Consider the following 19,221-nt stretch of genomic DNA (forward strand, 5'->3'; position numbering starts at 1 on the left):
GCGCAAGCGGTGCGGTCGGTCGTTTCCAGATCCAGCTCGCCCGCGAGCAGGGCGCGTCGGTGACGGCGGTCGCCGCCGCCCGGCATGCCGACGATCTCCGCGGCCTGGGCGCCGGGCAAGTTGTCGAGTCGATCGAGCTGGCCGAGGGGCCTTTTTCGCTGATCACGGAGTCAGTCGGCGGTGAAAGCCTCGCACAGGCGATCGAACGCGTCGCGCCTGGCGGCACCGTTGTCATGTTCGGTTCGAGCAGCGGCGAACTCACACCCATCGGGTTCCGCCAGTTCGTTCCGGGTCACGAGGGGGCGAGGCTTCAGACTTTCGCCTACTACGCCTCTGGTCCGAGCATTGGTGCGGACATCGCCTCGCTGCTCACCCTGGTCGCGGCGGGCCGGCTGGAAACCCGCGTGGCCTTGACCGTGCCGTGGACAGACATCGCGCAGGCCCTGGACGCACTGCGGCACCGCAGCTTCAGCGGCAAGGCTGTTCTCACCATAGCCGAATGAGCCGGCCGTTTCGGTCGATGGCTCTGCGCTCCGGTACGGGCCAGATGACTGACGATATTTAGCGATCATTTTTCACAATACGCAAATCAAAGCGCCCAGGACAGAAATAGACTGCGTCGCTGACAACAGGACAGGAGCCTGCAATGGCGGTAAGAGAGGTTATTCGGACATCGAGCGGTCAAGGGCTTCTCGTATTTGGCATCCTGCTGATCGCCTCGACGCTCCGCACGCCCATCACCGGCGTGGCGCCGATGCTCGGCATGATCCGCGAAACCAGCGGCATCAGCGCAGCCGAAGCAGGGGGGCTGACGACCCTTCCCTTGCTGGCGTTCGCGGCGATCTCACCCTTCGCGGCCGGGCTGGCGCGCCGATACGGCATCGAGAGGTCCCTGTTCGGCGCGCTGCTTGTTGTTGCGACCGGTATTGCCCTGCGCTCGACGGGCCCCATCTGGGCGCTATTTCTTGGCACCGGCACGCTTGGGGCCGGGATTGCTGTCGCTAACGTCCTGCTCCCAAGCCTGCTGAAGCGGGATTTTCCCAACCGGGTCGCCGGCCTGACCGGCGCCTATGCTATCGTGTCCGGACTTGCGCAGGCACTCGCATCGACAGCGGCGATCCCGCTTGCTCAATTACCCGGATCGAGTTGGCACCTCTCGCTTGCCTGCACGCTGATCTTTCCAGTCGCGGCCCTGATTGTCTGGGCTCCCCAGCTTCAGCTGCCCGCCGCCCCGGAGCGAGAGACATCGTCCATGCATGACCGCGGACGCATCTGGCGCTCGGCTCTTGCGTGGCAGGTGACGGGCTTTCTTGGCCTCACCTCTCTGGTCTTCTACGTGATCGTCGGATGGTTGCCCTCGATCCTGACAGAGTCAGGCTATTCGGCGGCGACTGCAGGCTCGCTGCATGGGCTATCTCAGTTGGCAATCGCGATCCCGGGCCTGCTCCTCGGTGCCGCCGTGAAGCGAATGAAGGACCAGCGGGCGCTCTCCATCGGCGCAGCGCTGACCACCTGCCTTTCGCTGCTGGGCCTGTGGCAGCTTCCGGCCCTTGCAGCACTTTGGGTAGCACTGTTTGGCTTCGGTACGGGTGCCGCCTTCGTGCTTGGCCTTTCGTTCGTCAGCCTGAGGGCCTCGCATAGCCAGGAGGCAGCGACGCTGTCGGGAATGGCGCAATGCCTTGGCTATTCGCTGGCCGCCGCTGGCCCGCCGCTAGCCGGTCTTGCCCATGACGCGACCGGGAATTGGGGCTTTGCGCTTGGCGCCTGCGCCATCGCCACCTTGCTGATGGCTGTCCTGGGAAGCTTTGCGGGACGCGCGAGGACGATCTGACTACCGTCTAAACGTGCTGGCCGCCATTGATGTGGATTTCCGAACCGGTCACATAGGACGCCTGCTGCGAGCACAGGAAGAAGATGATATCGGCGACTTCGGCTGTGGTGCCGAGCCGTCGCAGCGGGATGGTCTCGACGATCTTTTCCGTGCCGGGCGACAGGATCGCCGTATCGATCTCGCCCGGCGCGATCGCATTGACGCGGATGCCGTGCGGACCGAAATCATGCGCCATTTCGCGCGTCAGCGACCCGAGTGCGGCCTTCGATGTCGCGTAGGCGGTGCCGGCAAAGGGATGCACGCGGGTGCCGGCGATCGAGGTGACATTGACGATCGAACCTTTCGCCGACGCCAATTCCTTGAACAGACCCCGCGCCAGCATGATCGGCGCGAAGAAATTGACCTGGAACACGTCGCGCCAGACATGCATCGGCGTGTCGATCGAGTTCATCCGACTGTTGCCGTCCTCGAGCTTCGGCGAGATACCCGCATTGTTGACCAGCGCATGCAGCTGGCCGCCATGCGCTTCCAGCCGGTGGCGGATTTCCGAGACGGCGATGCCGACATCCTCTTGGTCGGCGAGATCGACCTTGATGTGGTCTTCGGGGCCGGCCGGCCACGGGCAGTCCTCGGCAAAAGCCTGGCGCGAACAGGTGATGACGCGCCAGCCTTCGCGTGAAAAGCGCTTGACCGTGGCATGGCCGATGCCGCGGCTCGCGCCGGTCAGCACGATCGTCTTTCTGGTGTCGGTCTCGGCCATGTCGCGGTCTCCAACCGGAGATGTAGCGGAACACGGCAGCGGTGGCGAGGGGTGGATCAGAGCAAGATGATTAGGTTTAGCCGTTCAGCCCCCGGTGAGGATGTCGAGGATCGAGGTCTGCCGCTTCTTGACCGGGTCACCGACATTGCCGGGCGGCACCGGGTGCTTGATCGATCCCGTGGCGCCGTCATTGCCCGGCATGCCGAAGCCGCCGGCATCGACTGTTTCCGCCGGGCGCGCAGCGCGCGCCGGTGCAGGCGCCTGGGCAGTCGAGGGCGCCTGGGCAGCCGGAGCCGGCTGGCCGACCGAAGCTGGCGGCTTCGGCTGCGCGGTATTGGACGGAATCTCATCCTGCACGATCGTATCCGCCGGGGTCGATTTCCATGTTCCGGGCAGCGGCCTGACCGGCACGCCTTCGTGCGCGGCGACCATGAATTCGTGCCAGGCCTGCGCCGGCAGCGCGCCGCCGGTGACCTTCTTCATCGCGCTGCCGTCATCATTGCCGAACCAGACGCCGGTGGTGAGATTGGCGGTGTAGCCGACGAACCAGGCATCGCGCGAATTCTGGCTGGTGCCGGTCTTGCCGGCCGACGGCCAGGCGAAAGCCGCCTTCCTGGCCGTGCCGACCTCGACGGTGCCTGTCATCATCGAGTTCATCATGCCGACGATCTCGGGTTTGACGACACGCGGCGCGCTGCCGCCATTGTTGTCGTAAAGCACCTTGCCTTCGGTCGTCGTCACGCGGCGGATGAAATGGATGTCCGGCCGATAGCCGCCATTGGCGAAGGGGACATAGGCCGACGTCAGTTCCAGCGGCGTCACTTCCGAGGTGCCGAGCGCGATCGACGTGTTGGCCGTCAAGTCGGACTGGATGCCCATGCGATGCGCCACCTCGACCACCGCGTCAGGTCCGACTTCCATGGTCAGCTGGGCAGCCACCGAGTTCAGCGATTTCGCCAGCGCGGTGGCCAGCGTCACCTTGCCGAAATATTTGCCGCCGTAATTGTCGGGCGTCCATTTGCCTATCTTGATCGGCGCATCGTTGCGTACGCTGTCGGGTGTCCGGCCGGCTTCCAATGCCGCCATGTAGACGAAGGGCTTGAACGCCGAGCCCGGCTGGCGGCGCGCCTCCGAGGCGCGGTCGAACTGGCTGGTCGAATAATCGTAACCGCCGACCATGGCGCGCACAGCGCCGGAATTGTCGATCGACACCAGCGCGCCCTGGGTGACATTGAGCTTCTTGCCGCTCTCGTCGATCAGCCTGCGGATCGATTGCTCGGCGAGCTTCTGCAAATTCAAATCGACCGTGGTGTCGACGACGATGTCGCCGCGCACGTCGCCGATCAGGTCGGGCAATTCTTCCATGATGGTGTCGGCGACATAATTTTCCGAGCCGGTCCAGTAGGATGGCGAGCGCGTCGCCGGCGCGCTCATCGCGCTGGTCAGCTCCTTGGCGCTGATCTTGCCTTCGTCGCGCATGGCGGCGAGCACAAGTTGCGAGCGCTCTTCGGCCGCCTTCGGATCGCGCGCCGGCGACAGCCGCGACGGCGCCTTGAGCAGACCGGCCAGGAGTGCGGCCTCCGACAGCGTGACATCGCGCGCGCTCTTGCCGAAATAGCGGCGCGAGGCCGCCTCGACGCCATAGGCGCCGGAGCCGAAATAGACCCGGTTGAGGTACATTTCGAGGATCTGGTCCTTGGTGTGCTTGTGCTCGAGCCACAGCGCCAGGAGCACTTCCTGAACCTTGCGTTCCAGCGTGCGGTCAGGCGTCAAAAACAGGTTCTTGGCCAATTGCTGGGTCAGCGTCGAGCCGCCCTGCGAGAAATGCCCGCCGAGAACGTTGGTGACCATGGCTCTGGCAAGACCGATCGGGTCGATGCCGAAATGCGAATAGAAGCGGCGGTCCTCGATGGCGATGACGGCCTCGGGAATATACGGCGACATTTCATGCAGGCCGACGGCTTCGCCGCCGCTCATGCCGCGATTGGCAAGCAAATGCCCGTCGACGGAGACGATCTTGATGTTGGGCGCACGGTCGGGGATGGCCCAGGTGGTGGCCGCCGGCATTTTCGCGCCGTAGTAGACGACGATGCCGACAGCGGCGATGCCGCCCCAGATGGCCAGCACGAAACACCAGTAGACCAGGCGGCCAAGCACGCCGAACAGGCCGCGCCGGCTCTTGCCGCGCCCACGACGCGACGATTTCGCCTTGGCCGATTTACCCTTTGCAGCGCTCTTGCGGTTGCCCGGCACGACGCGATCCTCCTCGCTCACCGAAAACCCGGCCGATGATTTCGCCCCCTGGGCTTCCTCGAAGCTGGGTTCGATGCGACTGTCTTTGCGGTTCGCCATGCGCTGTGCTGTCTGCCCCGATGCCTATGGCGCTCGGGGTGAAGAGTAGATGCGGCGATTTAAGGGCGGGTTAAGCCGAGGCCTTGCCAAGCCTTTGAAATCCGTTAGGAAATTGTTAATCTGTCACCGCGTGTTGCCGTGGCCGGCCGACCGGTTATCGATACCAATGGAAAGAAGGCGAGCGTCTGCTCTTCGCAGGTTGTTGCCACAACGCTGTTCGATCGATCGATATCGAGGCCTTTCGGCCCGCCTTCCTCGACACTGGCCCTGCCCCTTGTGAAGGTCTCATCATCAAGCACGGCGATGGAGCGGGAGGGCGTGCGGCAGCCGCTCCAGCCGGTGTCGCCATCGTAGACGTGCAGCATTGGACTGCCTGCATCGGCAACCAGGATCTGCCGATCATTGCCGGTGAAGCGCAGGCCGTGCGGATAGTTGGCGTTCTGCAGGATCCCGGCGGGTTCGGTGTCCGGTCCAGGCGACGTGGACATGCTGTAGATCTTCACGTCCTTGGTGCCGTGGCTGCTGACGGCGACCCATTGGCAATCATGGCTGAGCGCAATGCCGTCCGGTATATCGAGGCCATGCTTGAGAAGCAGTTGGTTCTTGCTGGCGCGGTATCCCCACCACCGGTTGACGACGTGCCGAGTTACCCGGTTTCTGTAGTTGTTGCAGACGAGAAGGCTGACCCGACCCCACGACTCATGCCGAACGGCCACCGAACCAGGCGTTTTCAACTTGCAGAACAGCCCGCCTTTGATCTGGCGAATAGGTGCGATTTCGCACTGGCGGCCGGCCGGATCTCCCGAGGGCAAGGCGAATATCGCAATCAGCCCATCGCGATTGGCGACTACCAGGGTCCGGTCATCGATGAAATCGAGGCCGTGGATCTCACCGATGCCTGCTGACCTCAATTCCATAAAATCATGAACGGTGACCTGTGGGCCACTTGGCGCCGATTCGATATCGATCCGCAGCACCAGACAGCGTTTTCGTGCAAATCCTGCAATTGCCAGCAGCCGATTGTCCGGCGAAAAGCGCAAATCTTCGGTGCGTCCGATTGCTGAAAGCGCGGCCCGCACAGCCTGGCTGGCTTTGAAGTCGATCCGAGGTGTCACCTGAACGTGGGACCCAAAGAACGATGGAAGGTGGGTCATCTGCACCCTGGTGCACCTGACCGTCGCGGTCAATTCTGCTGGATCGAAATGCCCTTGTCGTCGATCTTGAGCTCCACGCCCTTCGGCTTGGTCTGCTCGCGGTAGACATAGATGCCGAGCGCTATGACCACGACGAGAAGCGCGCCGACGAGAAGATAGAGCGTGTTCTGTTTCATGGCGCGCCCTTTTTCATATCGAGCATCACGCTCGCTTCAGGACCTTGACCAGCACCAGCAGGATGACGGCGCCAATCGTGGCGTTGATGATGGCGGCGATGGTGCCGCCGCCAATGGCGAAGCCCAACCTTGGGAAAAGCCAGCCGGCGATCAAGGCCCCGACGATGCCGACGACGATGTTGCCGATCAAGCCGAAGCCGAAACCCGAGACGATGAGGCCGGCGAGCCAGCCGGCGATGGCGCCGATGATGATGAAGACGAGAAGGCTTTCGATACCCATAGAGCGTTCCTCCGCGAGAGGAGGCTGCAGCGGACAATCCGAATCAGCCTCGATATCAACGGCTTCAAGCTATGCGAAAGCGGCCGGTCCCGCCAGCGGCGGCGTCATTCGTCGTCGCTGTCTCCGGAGGTCGGCCGCCAACTCGTCGGTTCGACCCTCTTTTGCGTGTCGCTGTCGATATAGGTCCACCAGCCCGCGTCGCGATACTGAGCGATGGATTCGTTGATCACGCCGTTGCTGTCTTTCCAATAGACGGTGACCTTGGAACCGTCCTTCGGCGCTGTCTCGATTGGTTGACGGGCAGCCATCTCGTCCCCTCCATGGACCGACGGAACGCCGGGGAGCACGCCCGGTTCCATCATCAACTATGTGCAAAAATATCCTCTTCGTCCCAGCCCATCAGGTCGAGCTTCGCACGCGTCGGCAGGAAGCGGAAGCAGGCGTCGGCCTCCTTGGTCCGGTTCTCGCGCGCCAGCCGAGCGCTCAGCACGTCGCGCAGCCGGTGCAGGTAGAGCACGTCGGAGGCGGCGTATTCGAGCTGCTCTGGCGACAATGCCTCCGCCGCCCAGTCCGACGATTGCTGCGCCTTCGACAGGCCGACGCCGAGAAGCTCGAAGCAGATGTCCTTGAGCCCGTGCCGGTCGGTATAGGTGCGGGTCAGCCGCGAGGCGATCTTGGTGCAGAACACCGGCTCCGCCATGACGCCGAAGGCGTTGTAGAGCACGGCCAGGTCGAAGCGACCGTAGTGGAAGAGTTTGGTGATGCCCCTGTTTCTGAGCAAGCTGACGAGGTTCGGCGCCTTCTTCTGTCCGGGCGCGATCTGGATGACATCGGCCGAGCCGTCGCCCGGCGAGATCTGCACCACGCACAGCCGGTCGCGATGCGGGTTCAGCCCCAGCGTCTCGGTGTCGATGGCGACCGCCCCGACATTGTAGTGGGCAAGATCGGGCAGGTCATTTTTGTGGAAGCGGATGTCGCTCATCGTCTTCTCCGGTGAGGGCGTGCATCGTCCTCGCCGCGATCCGATGAAAAATCAACAAAAAGTTGATTTTTCACGTCATTGTTGATTCTCAGCTCGTCAGCGCATCGAGAATGCGCGCCCAGGAGCGCTGTCCCTTGTGGAAGGAACTCATCTCGTACTTCTCATTGGGCGAATGGATGCGGTCGTCGTCGAGGCCGAAACCGACCAGCAGGGATTCGATGCCGAGATAGGTCTGGAAATCGCCGACCACCGGGATCGAGCCGCCACTCCCCGTGGTCACCGCCGGCTTCGGCCATTCGTCGGACAGCGCATCCTTGGCCTTGGCGAGGAATGGCGAGTCGTAGGAAAGCTGGATCGCCGGCGAACCGCCATGCGGGTGGAATTCGACCGAGCAATCGGCGGGAATGCGCTCCTTCACGAATTTCTCGAAGGCGGCGCGAATCTTCTGGGGATTCTGCTTGTGAACCAGGCGGAACGACACCTTGGCCGAGGCTTCCGCGGCGATCACCGTCTTGAACCCCTTTCCGGTATAGCCGCCTATGATGCCGTTGAATTCGGCCGTCGGCCGCGCCCAGGTCAGTTCGAGCACCGAGCGGCCCTTTTCGCCTGAAGGGATAGACAGGCCGATCGGCCCGAGGAAGGTCTCGGCGGTCTCGCCCAGCGTCTCCCATGATTTCAGAACCTGCGAAGGCGTTTCCTCGACGCCGTCATAGAAGCCTGGAATGGTAACGTGGCCGTCCTTGTCGTGGATGTCGGCCAGGATCCGGGCCAGGATGCGGATCGGATTGGCCGCGGCGCCGCCATAGAGACCGGAATGCAGGTCGCGGTCGGCGGCCTTCACCGTGATCTCCCCGCCGACCAGCCCGCGCAGCGAAACGCAGATCGACGGCGTATCGCGATCCCACATGCCGGTGTCGCAGACAAGCGCGAAGTCCGCCTTGAGCTCGTCCGCGTTTGCCTCGAGGAACGGCTTCAGCGACGGCGAGCCGGACTCCTCCTCGCCCTCGAACAGGATGGTGATGCGGCACGGCAGGCTGCCATGCACCTGCTTCCAGGCGCGGCAGGCTTCGACAAAGGTCATCAACTGCCCCTTGTCGTCGGCCGAACCGCGCCCGGTGATCACCTTGTGGCCGGGCTCGATCTCCTTGACGGTGGGCACGAACGGGTCGTTTTCCCAGAGTTCGGTGGGGTCGACCGGCTGCACGTCATAATGGCCGTAGAACAGTACATGCGGCGCGCCCGCCGGCCCCTCATGATGCGCCACCACCATCGGATGGCCTGGCGTGTCGCGCATACTGGCGTCGAAGCCGATCAGCTTCAACTCGGACACCAGCCATTCAGCGGCCTTGCGGCAATCTGGGGCGTAGGCCGGATCCGTGGAGATCGACTTGATCCTGAGCAGGCCGAACAGGCGCTCCAGGCTCTGGTCGAGATTGCTGTCGAGACGGTCGAGGACGGGAGAAACTGCTGACATTTTTTCAAGGCCTTTCGATTCAGAACCGGCACCGTAAAGGCAGGACTGGAAAACGAAAAGCCCGTGATCGTTGGACCACAGCCCCGGTGAATGCCTGGCAAAAGGCAAAAAAATGCCGCCGTGGTGGAGGGGGAACCACGGCGGCCTTTACTCGAAACAATGCGGCAGCCCGGAGAGGGGGGATAGGCTGCCGCAAGTGTCCGGGATAGGCGGGGGACGGGCCTTGCTCCGGACTTCGGCGAAAACTGCCGATGACGTCTATTTGTGTCTTCGAACGTGGCGATTCAAGGGCGCGAAAATTACACTTTTGTAACATGCCCGTGATCGGCCCAGCCCTCGGGCTGGAGACTCCATCAGGTGCCCAGTTCTGTCAGGGTGTTGCCGGAACCAGTGATCAGCGCCGCCTTTGGCATGGACCGCAACGCCGCGCCGCGCTATCCCTGCCGGCATGAAAAAAGGCGATCATCTCTTTCTTGTCGACGGCTCCGGCTACATTTTTCGCGCCTATCACGCGCTGCCGCCGCTCAACCGCAAATCGGACGGCTTGCCGACCAATGCCGTGCTCGGCTTCTGCAATATGGTGTGGAAGCTGATGCAGGATGCCCGCAACACCGACGTTGGCGTGGTGCCGACGCATTTCGCCGTCATCTTCGACTATTCCTCGAAGACCTTCCGCAATGACCTCTACCCGGAATACAAGGCCAATCGCTCGGCCCCACCAGAGGATCTGATCCCGCAGTTCGGCCTGATCCGCCAGGCGACCACCGCCTTCAACCTGCCCTGCATCGAAATGGAAGGGTTCGAGGCCGACGACCTCATCGCCACCTATTGCCGGCTCGCCTGCGAGGCTGGCGGCGACACCACCATCATCTCCTCCGACAAGGACCTGATGCAGTTGGTCGGCCCCACGGTCGGCATGTACGACCCGATGAAAGACCGGCAGATCGGCATTCCCGAAGTCGTCGAGAAATGGGGCGTGCCGCCGGAAAAGATGATCGACCTGCAGGCGCTGACCGGCGACTCCGTCGACAACGTGCCGGGCGTTCCCGGCATCGGCCCGAAGACGGCTGCGCAATTGCTCGAACAGTTCGGCGATCTCGACGGCCTGCTCGCCCGCGCCGGCGAGATCAAGCAGGACAAGCGGCGGGAATCGATCATTGCCAATGCCGACAAGGCGCGCATTTCACGCGAGCTGGTGACGCTGAAGAACGACGTGCCCGTTGTCGAAGGGCTCGACGATTTCGTCCTTCATGCGCCCGACGGACCGAAGCTGATCGGCTTCCTCAAGACCATGGAATTCACCACCCTGACCCGCCGTGTCGGCGAAGCCACCGCGACCGAAATCGGCGATGTCCAGGCCGTCCCCGTCACCATCGAGCGCGCCGACACCGCGCATGGCCCCGATGTCGGGTCTGGAGCGCCGGCAGCCGCCGAAAGCGCGGCTGGTGCCGGGCCTGACGAAGCGGTGTCCGCCAAGGCGCAGGCACCCGCGCAAGGCGACACCCCCTCCCTGCTCTCGGCGCTGCGCCTGGAGGCGGCTTCCGCCGGCAAGATCGATAAATCAGCCTATGTCGCCATCCGCGATGCAGCGACGCTGAAGGCCTGGTTGGCGGAGGTAAAGGAGACAGGCATCGTCGCCTTCGACACGCAGACCACCTCGTCCGATCCCATGCTGGCCGACCTCGTCGGTTTCTCCATGGCCATCGCGGCTGGCCGCGCCGCCTATGTGCCGCTCGCCCACACGAGCGGCAACGGCGACCTGCTAGGCGGTGGGCTGATCGACAACCAGATCCCGGTCCGCGAAGCGCTGGCCCTCCTGAAACCTTTGCTCGAGGACCGCTCCGTTCTCAAGATCGTGCAGGATGTGAAGTACGACATCGTCGTCATGAACCGCCATGGCATCGACGTCACGCCCTTCGACGACACCATGCTGATCTCCTACGTGCTTGACGCCGGCACCGGCCATCACACCTTGGCGGCTCTTTCCGAAAAATGGCTTGGCCATGCGCCGACCCCACTTAAGGATCTCGCCGGGTCCGGCAGGAGCCTGGTCGGCTTCGACCAGGTCGATATCGACAGGGCGGCCGGCTATGCCGCCGAGCACGCCGACGTGACGCTGAGGCTATGGCGGGTGCTGAAGCCGCGACTCGCCGCAAAAGGCCTCGTCTCCGTGTACGAGCGTCTGGAGCGGCCGCTGGTGCCGGTGCTGGCCAGGATGGAGCAGCGCGGCATCTCGGTCGACCGGCAGATCCTGTCGCGGCTCTCCGGCGAGCTGGCGCAAGGTGCGGCACGGCTGGAAGAGGAAATCTACGGACTCATTGGCGAGCGCATCAATATCGGCTCGCCCAAGCAGCTCGGCGATATCCTGTTTGGACGAATGGGCCTGCCGGGCGGTTCGAAAACCAAGACTGGACAGTGGTCGACCTCGGCGCAACTGCTGGAGGATCTCGCGGCCGAGGGCCACGAGCTGCCGCGCAAGATTGTCGACTGGCGCCAGCTCACCAAGCTGAAATCGACCTACACCGATGCGTTGCCCGGTTTCATCCATCCAGACACCAGGCGCGTGCATACCTCCTACGCGCTGGCCGCGACGACGACGGGCCGTTTGTCGTCCTCCGATCCCAATTTGCAGAACATCCCGGTGCGCACCGCTGAGGGCCGCAAGATCAGGACGGCCTTCATTGCCGACAAGGGCCACAAGCTGGTGTCGGCCGACTACAGCCAGATCGAGCTGCGCGTGCTTGCCCATGTCGCCGAAATCCCGCAGCTCACGCAGGCCTTCGCCGAAGGCGCCGACATCCACGCCATCACTGCCTCGGAGATGTTCAACGTGCCGGTCGAGGGCATGCCGTCCGAGGTGCGCCGCCGCGCCAAGGCGATCAATTTCGGCATCATCTACGGCATCTCGGCTTTCGGCCTGGCCAACCAGTTGTCGATCCCGCGCGAGGAAGCCAGCGCCTATATCAAGAAATATTTCGAACGCTTCCCCGGCATCCGCGACTATATCGAGGCGACCAAGGCCTATGCCCGCGAATACGGCTTCGTCGAAACCATCTTCGGCCGCCGCATCCATTACCCGGAGATAAGATCTTCAAATCCCTCGATCCGCGCCTTCAACGAGCGCGCCTCGATCAATGCGCGCCTGCAAGGCACCGCCGCCGACATCATCCGCCGCGCCATGGTGCATATGGACGAGGCGCTGGACAAGGCAGGGCTCTCAGCCCGCATGCTGCTGCAGGTGCATGACGAGTTGATTTTCGAGACGGTGGAAGCGGAAGTCGAAGCGACGATTCCCATTGTGCGCCAGGTGATGGAGCACGCGCCGATGCCGGCGGTTTCAATGTCGGTGCCGCTGCATGTCGACGCCCGCGCCGCCCACAACTGGGACGAGGCGCACTAAGTCCAGGTTCAAGCCGCCTCGGCGAGACACCTCGCGCATGTCCCCCGAAACTCGATCACCGCCTTCTTCGCGGCGAAACCAGTCGAGCGCACCCATTCGTCCAGCCGGTGGCCGACATCGTGGTCGGACATTTCGGTCACTTGCCCGCATGTGTCGCAGATGGCGAAGGCGGTCATCGAATGGCTGTGGTCGTGCGGCTCGGCGCAGGCGACGAACGAGTTGAGGCTTTCGAGCCTGTGCACGAGACCAGACTTCACCAACGTATCGAGCGCGCGATACACTTGGAGCGGCGCCCGGAAACCACGCTCGCGCAGTTGGTCGAGCAACGTGTAGGCGCTGAGCGGCCCGCTGGCGGCCTCGAGTTTCTCGAGCACGCACAATTGGTTCTTCGTCAGCACATCCCTTACAGCCATGATCCCGTTTCCAGCCTGTCTGCGCCATCCGCACGCCACGTCTGCATGCCAATGGATCTTCGTCCCTACCCAGATAGCGACGAACAGGCGTTTTTGCTACTGTTTCCGCCTGAAGGGCAACACCACCGTCTTCGTGGCGCGCGTCGCGGGCCGAGCGTGGCGCCGCATTATCTGAGCGGTACACGTTCGAATGAAAGACGGCGGACCAAGCCCGCCGCCTTATATTTTGCCGGCTATTGATTGCCGGTCACTTCCTCGGGGGGCCTTTGCGTTCGGCTGAGGCCGCCCACAGATTGATGTCGGCTTCGCGCGCGTAGGTGTCGATCTCGGCGAGTTCGGCGTCACTGAAATCGAGCGCCTTCAGCGCGCCGACGCAATCCTCGACCTGTTCCGGCCGGCTGGCGCCGATCAGCGCCGAGGTGACCCGGCCCTTGCGCAGCACCCATGCCAGCGCCATCTGTGCCAGTGTCTGGCCGCGTCGGCCGGCAATCGCGTTCAGCGCCTTGATATTGGCGATGGTCTTGTCGTTGATGAAGGCGGCCTTCAGCGACTTGCCCTGGCTGGCGCGGCTGCCCTCGGGGATGCCGCCGAGATATTTGTCGGTCAGCATGCCTTGCGCCAGCGGCGTGAACACGATGGAACCGACGCCGAGCCCTTCCAGCGTATCGAGCAGTCCATCCTCCTCGACCCAGCGGTTGAGCATCGAATAGCTCGGCTGGTGGATGATGCAGGGCGTGCCGAGCTGCTTCAATATGTCGGCGGCCTCACGCGTGCGTTGCGAATTGTAGGAGGAGATGCCGGCATAAAGCGCCTTGCCCGAACGCACCGCATGGTCGAGCGCACCCATCGTCTCCTCCAGCGGTGTATCGGGGTCGAAGCGGTGCGAATAGAAGATGTCGACATAGTCGAGCCCCATCCGCTTCAGGCTCTGGTCGAGGCTGGCCAGCACATATTTGCGTCCGCCCCATTCGCCGTACGGGCCGGCCCACATTTCATAGCCCGCCTTGGTCGAGATGATCAGCTCGTCGCGATAGGCGGCAAAGTCGGTGCGCAGGATTTCACCGAAGGCGGTCTCGGCCGAGCCGGGCGGCGGCCCGTAATTATTGGCAAGGTCGAAATGCGTGATGCCAAGGTCAAAGGCCTTGCGCACGATTGCCTGCTTGGTCTTGTGCGGCGTGTCGTTGCCGAAATTGTGCCAAAGCCCGAGCGAGATTGCCGGCAGCTTCAGGCCGGACCGCCCGCAGCGGTTGTAGATCATCTTCTCGTAGCGGCTTTCGGCGGCGGCATAGGGCATGGGAAATCCTCGTATCTGAACGGACCGAGGGCCGTCGTCGCTAACGTGGCGAGGAGGCCCTGCGCGCCATCCTTACCCTCTCTCCGGGGCAACGGGGAGAGGGACAATCAAAATTATCGATAATCTCTGCGGCTTATTTCTTCTAGGCCAGCAGCGCCTTTGCTTCCTCGATGCCGAGTGCGGCCGGCCGTTCGCAGCTTGTCTGCATGGCGACGAACTTGCCGCTTTCGCCCGAGCGCAGCATGCCGGTCATGACGTCGACGGCATGCAGCGCCATCTCCATCGAGCAGCGGTGCGGCCGCCCTTCGGCGATCGCCAATGCCATGTCGGCCAGGCCGGCGGTTCGGTAATTGGCCATCATCCCGTGCGAATGCATCTGGTTGGCCACGCTGAACGGATGCTTCCATTTCGGCAGCTTCTTGACCGGCTTGGCGCCATCGGTGACGCGAACCTCGCCGCCGAAGAAATTGGGATCCGGCAAGAACGCCGTGCCCAACTCGCCGTAAAGTTCCATCGGCGCATGGCCATGGCTCCACACGTCCCAGCTGGTATTGAGCGTTACCACGGCGCCATTCTCGAACTCCATCAAACCGTGGACCGTTGTCGGCGTGGCGACCAGGATTTTTTCGCCCGCGCGAGGCTTCGACGAAATCGTCCGCTCCTTGGCCGGCATCGAGGCGAAGGCCGCGACTCGGCTGACCGGCCCGATCAACTGGATCAGATTGGTGATGTAATAGGGTCCGATATCGAGCACCGGTCCCGCGCCTGGCAGGAAGAAGAAATCCGGATTGGGGTGCCAGTGCTCCATGCCATGGCTCATCACATGGCAGGTGCCGCTCGTGATCTTGCCGAGCTTGCCGGTGTCGATGAGATTGCGGACAAGCTGATGCGCGCCGCCGAGGAAGGTGTCGGGCGCCGAGCCGATGCGCAGCCCCTTTTTCTCCGCCCGCTTCTTCAGGTCGAGACCTTCCTTGACCGACAGCACGAACGGCTTTTCCGAATAGACGTGCTTGCCGGCATCGAGGATCTGCTTCGACACCTCGTAATGCACCGCCGGAATGGTGAGGTTGACGATGATGTCGATGTCGTCGTCCTTGAGTATATCGTCGACGGTTTCCGCGCGCAGCTTGAACTCCTTCGCCCTCGCCTTCGCCGCTTCCATGTTGATGTCGGCGCAAGCCCGCATCTCGATGCCCCGAAACAGCGGGGCAAGCGAGAAATACGCCTTCGAGATGTTGCCGCAGCCGATGACGCCGATACCCAGTTTTTTTGCCATGTCGGTTGTTCCTAGTAATTCTTGACGGATGCGATCGAGCGGCGCGCGAAACGCTCGACATCGTTGGGATTGTCCTGCTCCATGACGTAGTACTTGGCGGCGCTGTTGGCGCGCAATGCCTTGATCAGGCCGGCCCAGTCGATCGTGCCGTGGCCGACATCCGACCAGCCGTCCTCGTCGAGCCCCTCGCCGGGCTTGGCCATGTCCTTGACGTGGACGGCGACGATGCGCTTGCCGTGCTTCTCGATCCACGGCAGCGGATCGCCGCCGCCGCGCACCACCCATGCGACGTCTATTTCCCAGCCGATGTCGGGCGCGGATGACAGTATGTGGTCCTGCGGCACCGAGCCGTCGGCAAGCGTCTTGAATTCAAAATCATGGTTGTGCCAGGCAAAGCCGTAGCCGGCTTTCTTGGCGGCCTCGCCGACCTTGGCCAGGCGCTCGCCGAAGCCGCGCCAGCCGGCCGTGTCCGCCGGCCTGGCGTCGGCGGCCAGATGGGGGCAGATCAGCAGTGTGATGCCGAGCGCATCGGCAATTTTGCGCACCCCGTCGAAATCCTGCTCCAGCGCATCGATCGAGAAATGCCCGGTCGGCATGGCAAGCCCGTTCTTGTCGAGTTCCGCGCGGAAGGATTTGGGATCGTCATAGACGCCGCCGAACCCTTCGACCTGCGCGTAGCCGAGCTCGCCGAGCGTCTTCAGCACGCTCTCCCAGGGCAGGAAATTGCGGGCGCTGTAAAGTTGGAATGACCAGTTCATCGTCTCTGTCCGTTTCTTGGGGGGATGGATCTCTTGGGGAATAGGTGGATTGGAGTTTAAAGGCGGTTGCCGGTTTTGGCATCGAACAGCGAGGCGCGCATCGGGTCGAAACCGATGCTCACCGTGTCCGCATTGTTTGGTGTGCGTTCCGACGTCACCCTGACGGTGAAATTCTGCCCGCCGAGCTTCAGCCACACCAGCGTGTCGGAGCCCATCGGCTCGACGACCTCGACACTTGTCGTAGCCGTAAACGGCCAGCCCGCCCCACTGTTGAAGGCAACATGCTCGGGGCGGATGCCGAACACCGCCGGCCCCGGCGTCGGTTCCTTCTCGAAGGTGTAGGTCGCGAGCGGGATACGTATATCCTCGACAGCAAAGTGCCAGTTGCTGCCGTCCTTCTCCAGCCTGCCTTCGAGAAAATTCATCGCCGGCGAGCCGAGGAAGCCGGCGACAAACCGGTTGACCGGCCGGTTGTAGATCGTCTGCGGCGCGTCGAGCTGCTGGATGACGCCGCCCTTCATCACCGCGATGCGATCGGCCAGCGTCATCGCCTCGATCTGGTCGTGGGTGACGTAGATCATCGTGTTTTCAAGCTTGCGGTGCAAAAGCTTGATCTCGACGCGCAGTTCGGAGCGCAGCTTGGCGTCGAGATTGGAGAGCGGCTCGTCGAACAGGAAGACATCGACGTCGCGCACCAGCGCCCGCCCGATCGCGACGCGTTGGCGCTGGCCACCGGACAGGGCAGCCGGCTTGCGCTGCAGCAGCGGCTCGATCTGCAGGATTTCCGCGGCGCGCGCGATGCGCTTGGCGATCTCGTCCCTGGCCAGGCCGGCGACGCGCAGGCCGAAGGAGAGGTTCCTCTCCACCGTCATTTGCGGATAGAGCGCGTAGGACTGGAACACCATGCCGATGCCGCGGTCCTTGGGCTCTTCCCAGGTGACGTTCTTGCCCTTGATGAAGATGCGGCCGTCCGAGATGTCGAGCAGGCCGGCAATGCAGTTGAGCAAGGTCGACTTGCCGCAGCCCGACGGCCCGAGCAGCACGATGAACTCACCCTCGGCGACGTCGAGGTTGAGCGTCTGCAGCACCGAGATCGCGCCGAAATTCAGCGACAGGTCCTGGATCGACACGCTGGGGTTGGCGATTGCTGTCATTATCACCCTTTCACCGCGCCGGCGGCGATGCCGCGCACGAAGAGCTTGCCGGAGAGAAAGTAGACGATGAGCGGCACAAGGCCTGTCAGGATGGTGGCAGCCATGTTGACGTTGTATTCCTTCACGCCCTGCACCGAGTTGACGATATTGTTGAGCTGCACCGTCATCGGATAGGTGTCGGGGCGGGTGTAGACGACGCCGAACAGGAAATCGTTCCAGATGCCGGTCACCTGCAGGATGACGGCGACGACGAAGATCGGCAGCGACATCGGCAGCATGATCCTGAGATAGATGCCCCAGAAACCGGCGCCGTCGACGCGCGCGGCCCGGAACAGCTCCTCCGGCATGGAGGAGAAATAGTTGCGGAACAGGAGCGTCAGGATCGGCATGCCGAAAATGGAATGGACGATCACCAGGCCGCTCAGGCTACCATAGAGGCCGATCTCGCGCAGGATGATGACGATCGGATAGATCATCACCTGATAGGGGATGAAGGCGCCGACGATCAGGATGATGAAGAACGTATCGGCGCCCTTGAAGCGCCAATTGGCCAACGCGTATCCATTCACCGAGGCGATCGCGATGGACAGGATCACCGACGGCACTGTGATCCGCACGGAGTTCCAGAAGCCGCGCGAGAGCCCGTCGCAGTTGAGCCCCGTGCAGGCCTGCGACCATGCCTTCACCCACGGTTCGAAAGTGATCTCGAGCGGCGGCGAGAAGATGTTGCCGAGGCGGATCTCTGGCATGCCCTTGAGCGACGTGACGACCATCACATAGAGCGGCAGCAGATAGTAGAGCGCCACGACAATGAGCGTGCCATAAAGGAAGATATTACGGCGCGAGAATGTATGCCGCGGCTTCGGCCCACTCGGCCCCAAGGCTTCGCGCCCGATGGCGGCAGGGGGCAACGGGACAGCCTGATCAGACACGCTTCCTGCCTCCGAATTCGAGATAGGCCCACGGCACGATGACGATCATCACCGACAGCAGCATCATCGTCGAGGCGGCGAAGCCCTGGCCGAGGTTCTGGGCGAAGAACATGTAGTCGTAGACATACTTTGCCGGCACTTCGGAAGCGATGCCGGGGCCACCGCTGGTCTGGGCGACGACGAGGTCATAGACCTTGACGATGCCGGAGGCGATGATGACGAGCGTGGTGATGAAGACCGGCCGCATCATCGGGATGATGATGAACAGATAGGTCTTCCACATCGGTATCCCATCCACCCGCGCGGCCTTCCAGATGTCCTCGTCGATGCCGCGCAGGCCCGCCAGCATCAGGCACATGATGAGCCCGGTCCCTTGCCAGAGTGCCGCGATCGATATGCCGTAGATGACGATGCTGGAATCATAGAGCGGATTGAAGCTGAAGCTTTCCCAGCCCAGTTCCCGCACAACATGCTGGATACCGAAATCCGGGTTGAGCAGCCACTGCCAGACGAGGCCGGTGACGATGAAGGAGAGCGCGAAGGGATAGAGGAAGATGGTGCGGAACGTGTCCTCGAAACGGATCTTCTGATCGAGCAAAGCGGCGAGGACGAAACCGATGACCAGCGAGAACACCAGCGACAGCACGCCGTAGATCAAGAGGTTCTCGATCGAGACCAGCCAGCGCGGCGTCGACCACAGCCGGTAATATTGGTCGAGCCCGACGAAGCTCAGCCGCGGCAGCAGCTTCGAGTTGGTGAAGGAATAAAGCACCGTCCAGGCGGTGCCGCCGACGAACACCACCAGCGCGGTGAGGATCATCGGGATCGATGCGACCTTCGCATTGAGATTGCGGAAAAGCTGGTTGGGGCGTTCGCTCTTGCTCATCTCGACAGCCGGGCTGGATCGGGTAAGGGCGGGAGGATCAGGACCGAGGTCCTGACCCTGAGCTTCCAGCCACGCTCGCGCGGAGCGAGGCGGTTGGTC

General features: G+C 62.9%; 18 protein-coding genes. 3 read left to right on the forward strand and 15 right to left on the reverse strand.

Annotation, left to right across the window (positions count from 1 at the left end; genetic code table 11):
- The coding region (locus CN311_RS13855; protein ID WP_165779699.1) for a zinc-binding dehydrogenase at positions 1 to 503 on the forward strand (503 nt) is incomplete at its 5' end.
- A gap of 143 nt (positions 504 to 646) precedes the next feature.
- Complete coding sequence (locus CN311_RS13860; protein ID WP_097574296.1) at positions 647 to 1,831, forward strand: MFS transporter; 1,185 nt, start codon at positions 647 to 649, stop codon at positions 1,829 to 1,831.
- Between the two features lie 7 nt (positions 1,832 to 1,838).
- Here the strand turns inward: CN311_RS13860 and CN311_RS13865 are convergent, their stop codons facing one another.
- The 8 genes from CN311_RS13865 to CN311_RS13900 all read right to left on the reverse strand — a co-directional run bounded on the left by CN311_RS13865 (position 1,839) and on the right by CN311_RS13900 (position 9,009).
- Entirely contained in the window at positions 1,839 to 2,591 is a 753-nt protein-coding gene (locus CN311_RS13865) for an SDR family NAD(P)-dependent oxidoreductase (protein WP_097574298.1), read from the reverse strand.
- An 84-nt stretch (positions 2,592 to 2,675) separates the two neighbouring features.
- On the reverse strand, positions 2,676 to 4,943 hold the full coding sequence (locus tag CN311_RS13870; RefSeq protein WP_097574300.1) for a transglycosylase domain-containing protein: 2,268 nt from the start codon (positions 4,941 to 4,943) through the stop codon (positions 2,676 to 2,678).
- Between the two features lie 104 nt (positions 4,944 to 5,047).
- Positions 5,048 to 6,097 carry an NHL repeat-containing protein gene (locus tag CN311_RS13875; RefSeq protein WP_097574301.1) on the reverse strand — a complete coding sequence of 350 codons (1,050 nt, stop codon included), beginning with the start codon at positions 6,095 to 6,097 and terminating at the stop codon, positions 5,048 to 5,050.
- Positions 6,098 to 6,126: 29 nt separating this feature from the next.
- Positions 6,127 to 6,273 carry a hypothetical protein gene (locus CN311_RS13880; RefSeq protein WP_097574303.1) on the reverse strand — a complete coding sequence of 49 codons (147 nt, stop codon included), beginning with the start codon at positions 6,271 to 6,273 and terminating at the stop codon, positions 6,127 to 6,129.
- A gap of 25 nt (positions 6,274 to 6,298) precedes the next feature.
- Positions 6,299 to 6,553, reverse strand: a complete 255-nt coding sequence (locus CN311_RS13885; RefSeq protein WP_097574305.1) for a GlsB/YeaQ/YmgE family stress response membrane protein — start codon at positions 6,551 to 6,553, stop codon at positions 6,299 to 6,301.
- Between the two features lie 104 nt (positions 6,554 to 6,657).
- Entirely contained in the window at positions 6,658 to 6,861 is a 204-nt protein-coding gene (locus CN311_RS13890; RefSeq protein WP_097574324.1) for a hypothetical protein, read from the reverse strand.
- A gap of 53 nt (positions 6,862 to 6,914) precedes the next feature.
- A complete protein-coding gene (locus CN311_RS13895; protein WP_097574306.1) occupies positions 6,915 to 7,535 on the reverse strand; it encodes a ribonuclease D in 621 nt (206 codons plus the stop codon).
- Positions 7,536 to 7,623: 88 nt separating this feature from the next.
- Positions 7,624 to 9,009, reverse strand: coding sequence for a M20/M25/M40 family metallo-hydrolase (locus CN311_RS13900; RefSeq protein ID WP_097574326.1), 1,386 nt, complete (start codon positions 9,007 to 9,009; stop codon positions 7,624 to 7,626).
- Between the two features lie 448 nt (positions 9,010 to 9,457).
- Here CN311_RS13900 and polA point away from each other — a divergent pair, with 448 nt between their 5' ends.
- A complete protein-coding gene (gene polA / locus CN311_RS13905; RefSeq protein WP_165779700.1) occupies positions 9,458 to 12,409 on the forward strand; it encodes a DNA polymerase I in 2,952 nt (983 codons plus the stop codon).
- An 8-nt stretch (positions 12,410 to 12,417) separates the two neighbouring features.
- Here the strand turns inward: polA and CN311_RS13910 are convergent, their stop codons facing one another.
- The 7 genes from CN311_RS13910 to CN311_RS13940 all read right to left on the reverse strand — a co-directional run bounded on the left by CN311_RS13910 (position 12,418) and on the right by CN311_RS13940 (position 19,122).
- Positions 12,418 to 12,822, reverse strand: a complete 405-nt coding sequence (locus CN311_RS13910; RefSeq protein ID WP_097574308.1) for a Fur family transcriptional regulator — start codon at positions 12,820 to 12,822, stop codon at positions 12,418 to 12,420.
- A 247-nt stretch (positions 12,823 to 13,069) separates the two neighbouring features.
- Complete coding sequence (mgrA, locus tag CN311_RS13915; protein ID WP_097574309.1) at positions 13,070 to 14,116, reverse strand: L-glyceraldehyde 3-phosphate reductase; 1,047 nt, start codon at positions 14,114 to 14,116, stop codon at positions 13,070 to 13,072.
- Positions 14,117 to 14,258: 142 nt separating this feature from the next.
- Positions 14,259 to 15,392 (reverse strand): Gfo/Idh/MocA family protein, encoded by a 1,134-nt coding sequence (locus CN311_RS13920; RefSeq protein ID WP_097574311.1) that lies wholly within the window; start codon positions 15,390 to 15,392, stop codon positions 14,259 to 14,261.
- A gap of 11 nt (positions 15,393 to 15,403) precedes the next feature.
- Positions 15,404 to 16,150 (reverse strand): sugar phosphate isomerase/epimerase family protein, encoded by a 747-nt coding sequence (locus tag CN311_RS13925; RefSeq protein WP_097574312.1) that lies wholly within the window; start codon positions 16,148 to 16,150, stop codon positions 15,404 to 15,406.
- Between the two features lie 56 nt (positions 16,151 to 16,206).
- Complete coding sequence (locus CN311_RS13930) at positions 16,207 to 17,304, reverse strand: ABC transporter ATP-binding protein (RefSeq protein ID WP_097574313.1); 1,098 nt, start codon at positions 17,302 to 17,304, stop codon at positions 16,207 to 16,209.
- A 2-nt stretch (positions 17,305 to 17,306) separates the two neighbouring features.
- Complete coding sequence (locus CN311_RS13935; RefSeq protein ID WP_097574314.1) at positions 17,307 to 18,236, reverse strand: carbohydrate ABC transporter permease; 930 nt, start codon at positions 18,234 to 18,236, stop codon at positions 17,307 to 17,309.
- Entirely contained in the window at positions 18,229 to 19,122 is an 894-nt protein-coding gene (locus CN311_RS13940; protein ID WP_097574315.1) for a carbohydrate ABC transporter permease, read from the reverse strand. The genes CN311_RS13935 and CN311_RS13940 overlap by 8 nt, the downstream gene beginning before the upstream one ends.
- Between the last annotated feature and the right edge of the window lie 99 nt (positions 19,123 to 19,221).

Source organism: Mesorhizobium sanjuanii (assembly GCF_002529485.1).
Taxonomy (GTDB): Bacteria; Pseudomonadota; Alphaproteobacteria; order Rhizobiales; family Rhizobiaceae; genus Mesorhizobium; species Mesorhizobium sanjuanii.

What these genes read in the sequence shown, in the direction of transcription:
- CN311_RS13860 (WP_097574296.1), top strand. Translation starts at nt 647, where the DNA reads ATGGCGGTAAGAGAGGTTATTCGGACATCGAGCGGTCAAGGGCTTCTC.
- mgrA (WP_097574309.1), bottom strand. Translation starts at nt 14,116, where the DNA reads ATGCCCTATGCCGCCGCCGAAAGCCGCTACGAGAAGATGATCTACAAC.
- CN311_RS13930 (WP_097574313.1), bottom strand. Translation starts at nt 17,304, where the DNA reads ATGACAGCAATCGCCAACCCCAGCGTGTCGATCCAGGACCTGTCGCTG.
- polA (WP_165779700.1), top strand. Translation starts at nt 9,458, where the DNA reads ATGAAAAAAGGCGATCATCTCTTTCTTGTCGACGGCTCCGGCTACATT.
- CN311_RS13925 (WP_097574312.1), bottom strand. Translation starts at nt 16,150, where the DNA reads ATGAACTGGTCATTCCAACTTTACAGCGCCCGCAATTTCCTGCCCTGG.
- CN311_RS13870 (WP_097574300.1), bottom strand. Translation starts at nt 4,943, where the DNA reads ATGGCGAACCGCAAAGACAGTCGCATCGAACCCAGCTTCGAGGAAGCC.
- CN311_RS13880 (WP_097574303.1), bottom strand. Translation starts at nt 6,273, where the DNA reads ATGAAACAGAACACGCTCTATCTTCTCGTCGGCGCGCTTCTCGTCGTG.
- CN311_RS13900 (WP_097574326.1), bottom strand. Translation starts at nt 9,009, where the DNA reads ATGTCAGCAGTTTCTCCCGTCCTCGACCGTCTCGACAGCAATCTCGAC.
- CN311_RS13885 (WP_097574305.1), bottom strand. Translation starts at nt 6,553, where the DNA reads ATGGGTATCGAAAGCCTTCTCGTCTTCATCATCATCGGCGCCATCGCC.
- CN311_RS13890 (WP_097574324.1), bottom strand. Translation starts at nt 6,861, where the DNA reads ATGGCTGCCCGTCAACCAATCGAGACAGCGCCGAAGGACGGTTCCAAG.
- CN311_RS13920 (WP_097574311.1), bottom strand. Translation starts at nt 15,392, where the DNA reads ATGGCAAAAAAACTGGGTATCGGCGTCATCGGCTGCGGCAACATCTCG.
- CN311_RS13910 (WP_097574308.1), bottom strand. Translation starts at nt 12,822, where the DNA reads ATGGCTGTAAGGGATGTGCTGACGAAGAACCAATTGTGCGTGCTCGAG.
- CN311_RS13940 (WP_097574315.1), bottom strand. Translation starts at nt 19,122, where the DNA reads ATGAGCAAGAGCGAACGCCCCAACCAGCTTTTCCGCAATCTCAATGCG.
- CN311_RS13895 (WP_097574306.1), bottom strand. Translation starts at nt 7,535, where the DNA reads ATGAGCGACATCCGCTTCCACAAAAATGACCTGCCCGATCTTGCCCAC.
- CN311_RS13875 (WP_097574301.1), bottom strand. Translation starts at nt 6,097, where the DNA reads ATGACCCACCTTCCATCGTTCTTTGGGTCCCACGTTCAGGTGACACCT.
- CN311_RS13865 (WP_097574298.1), bottom strand. Translation starts at nt 2,591, where the DNA reads ATGGCCGAGACCGACACCAGAAAGACGATCGTGCTGACCGGCGCGAGC.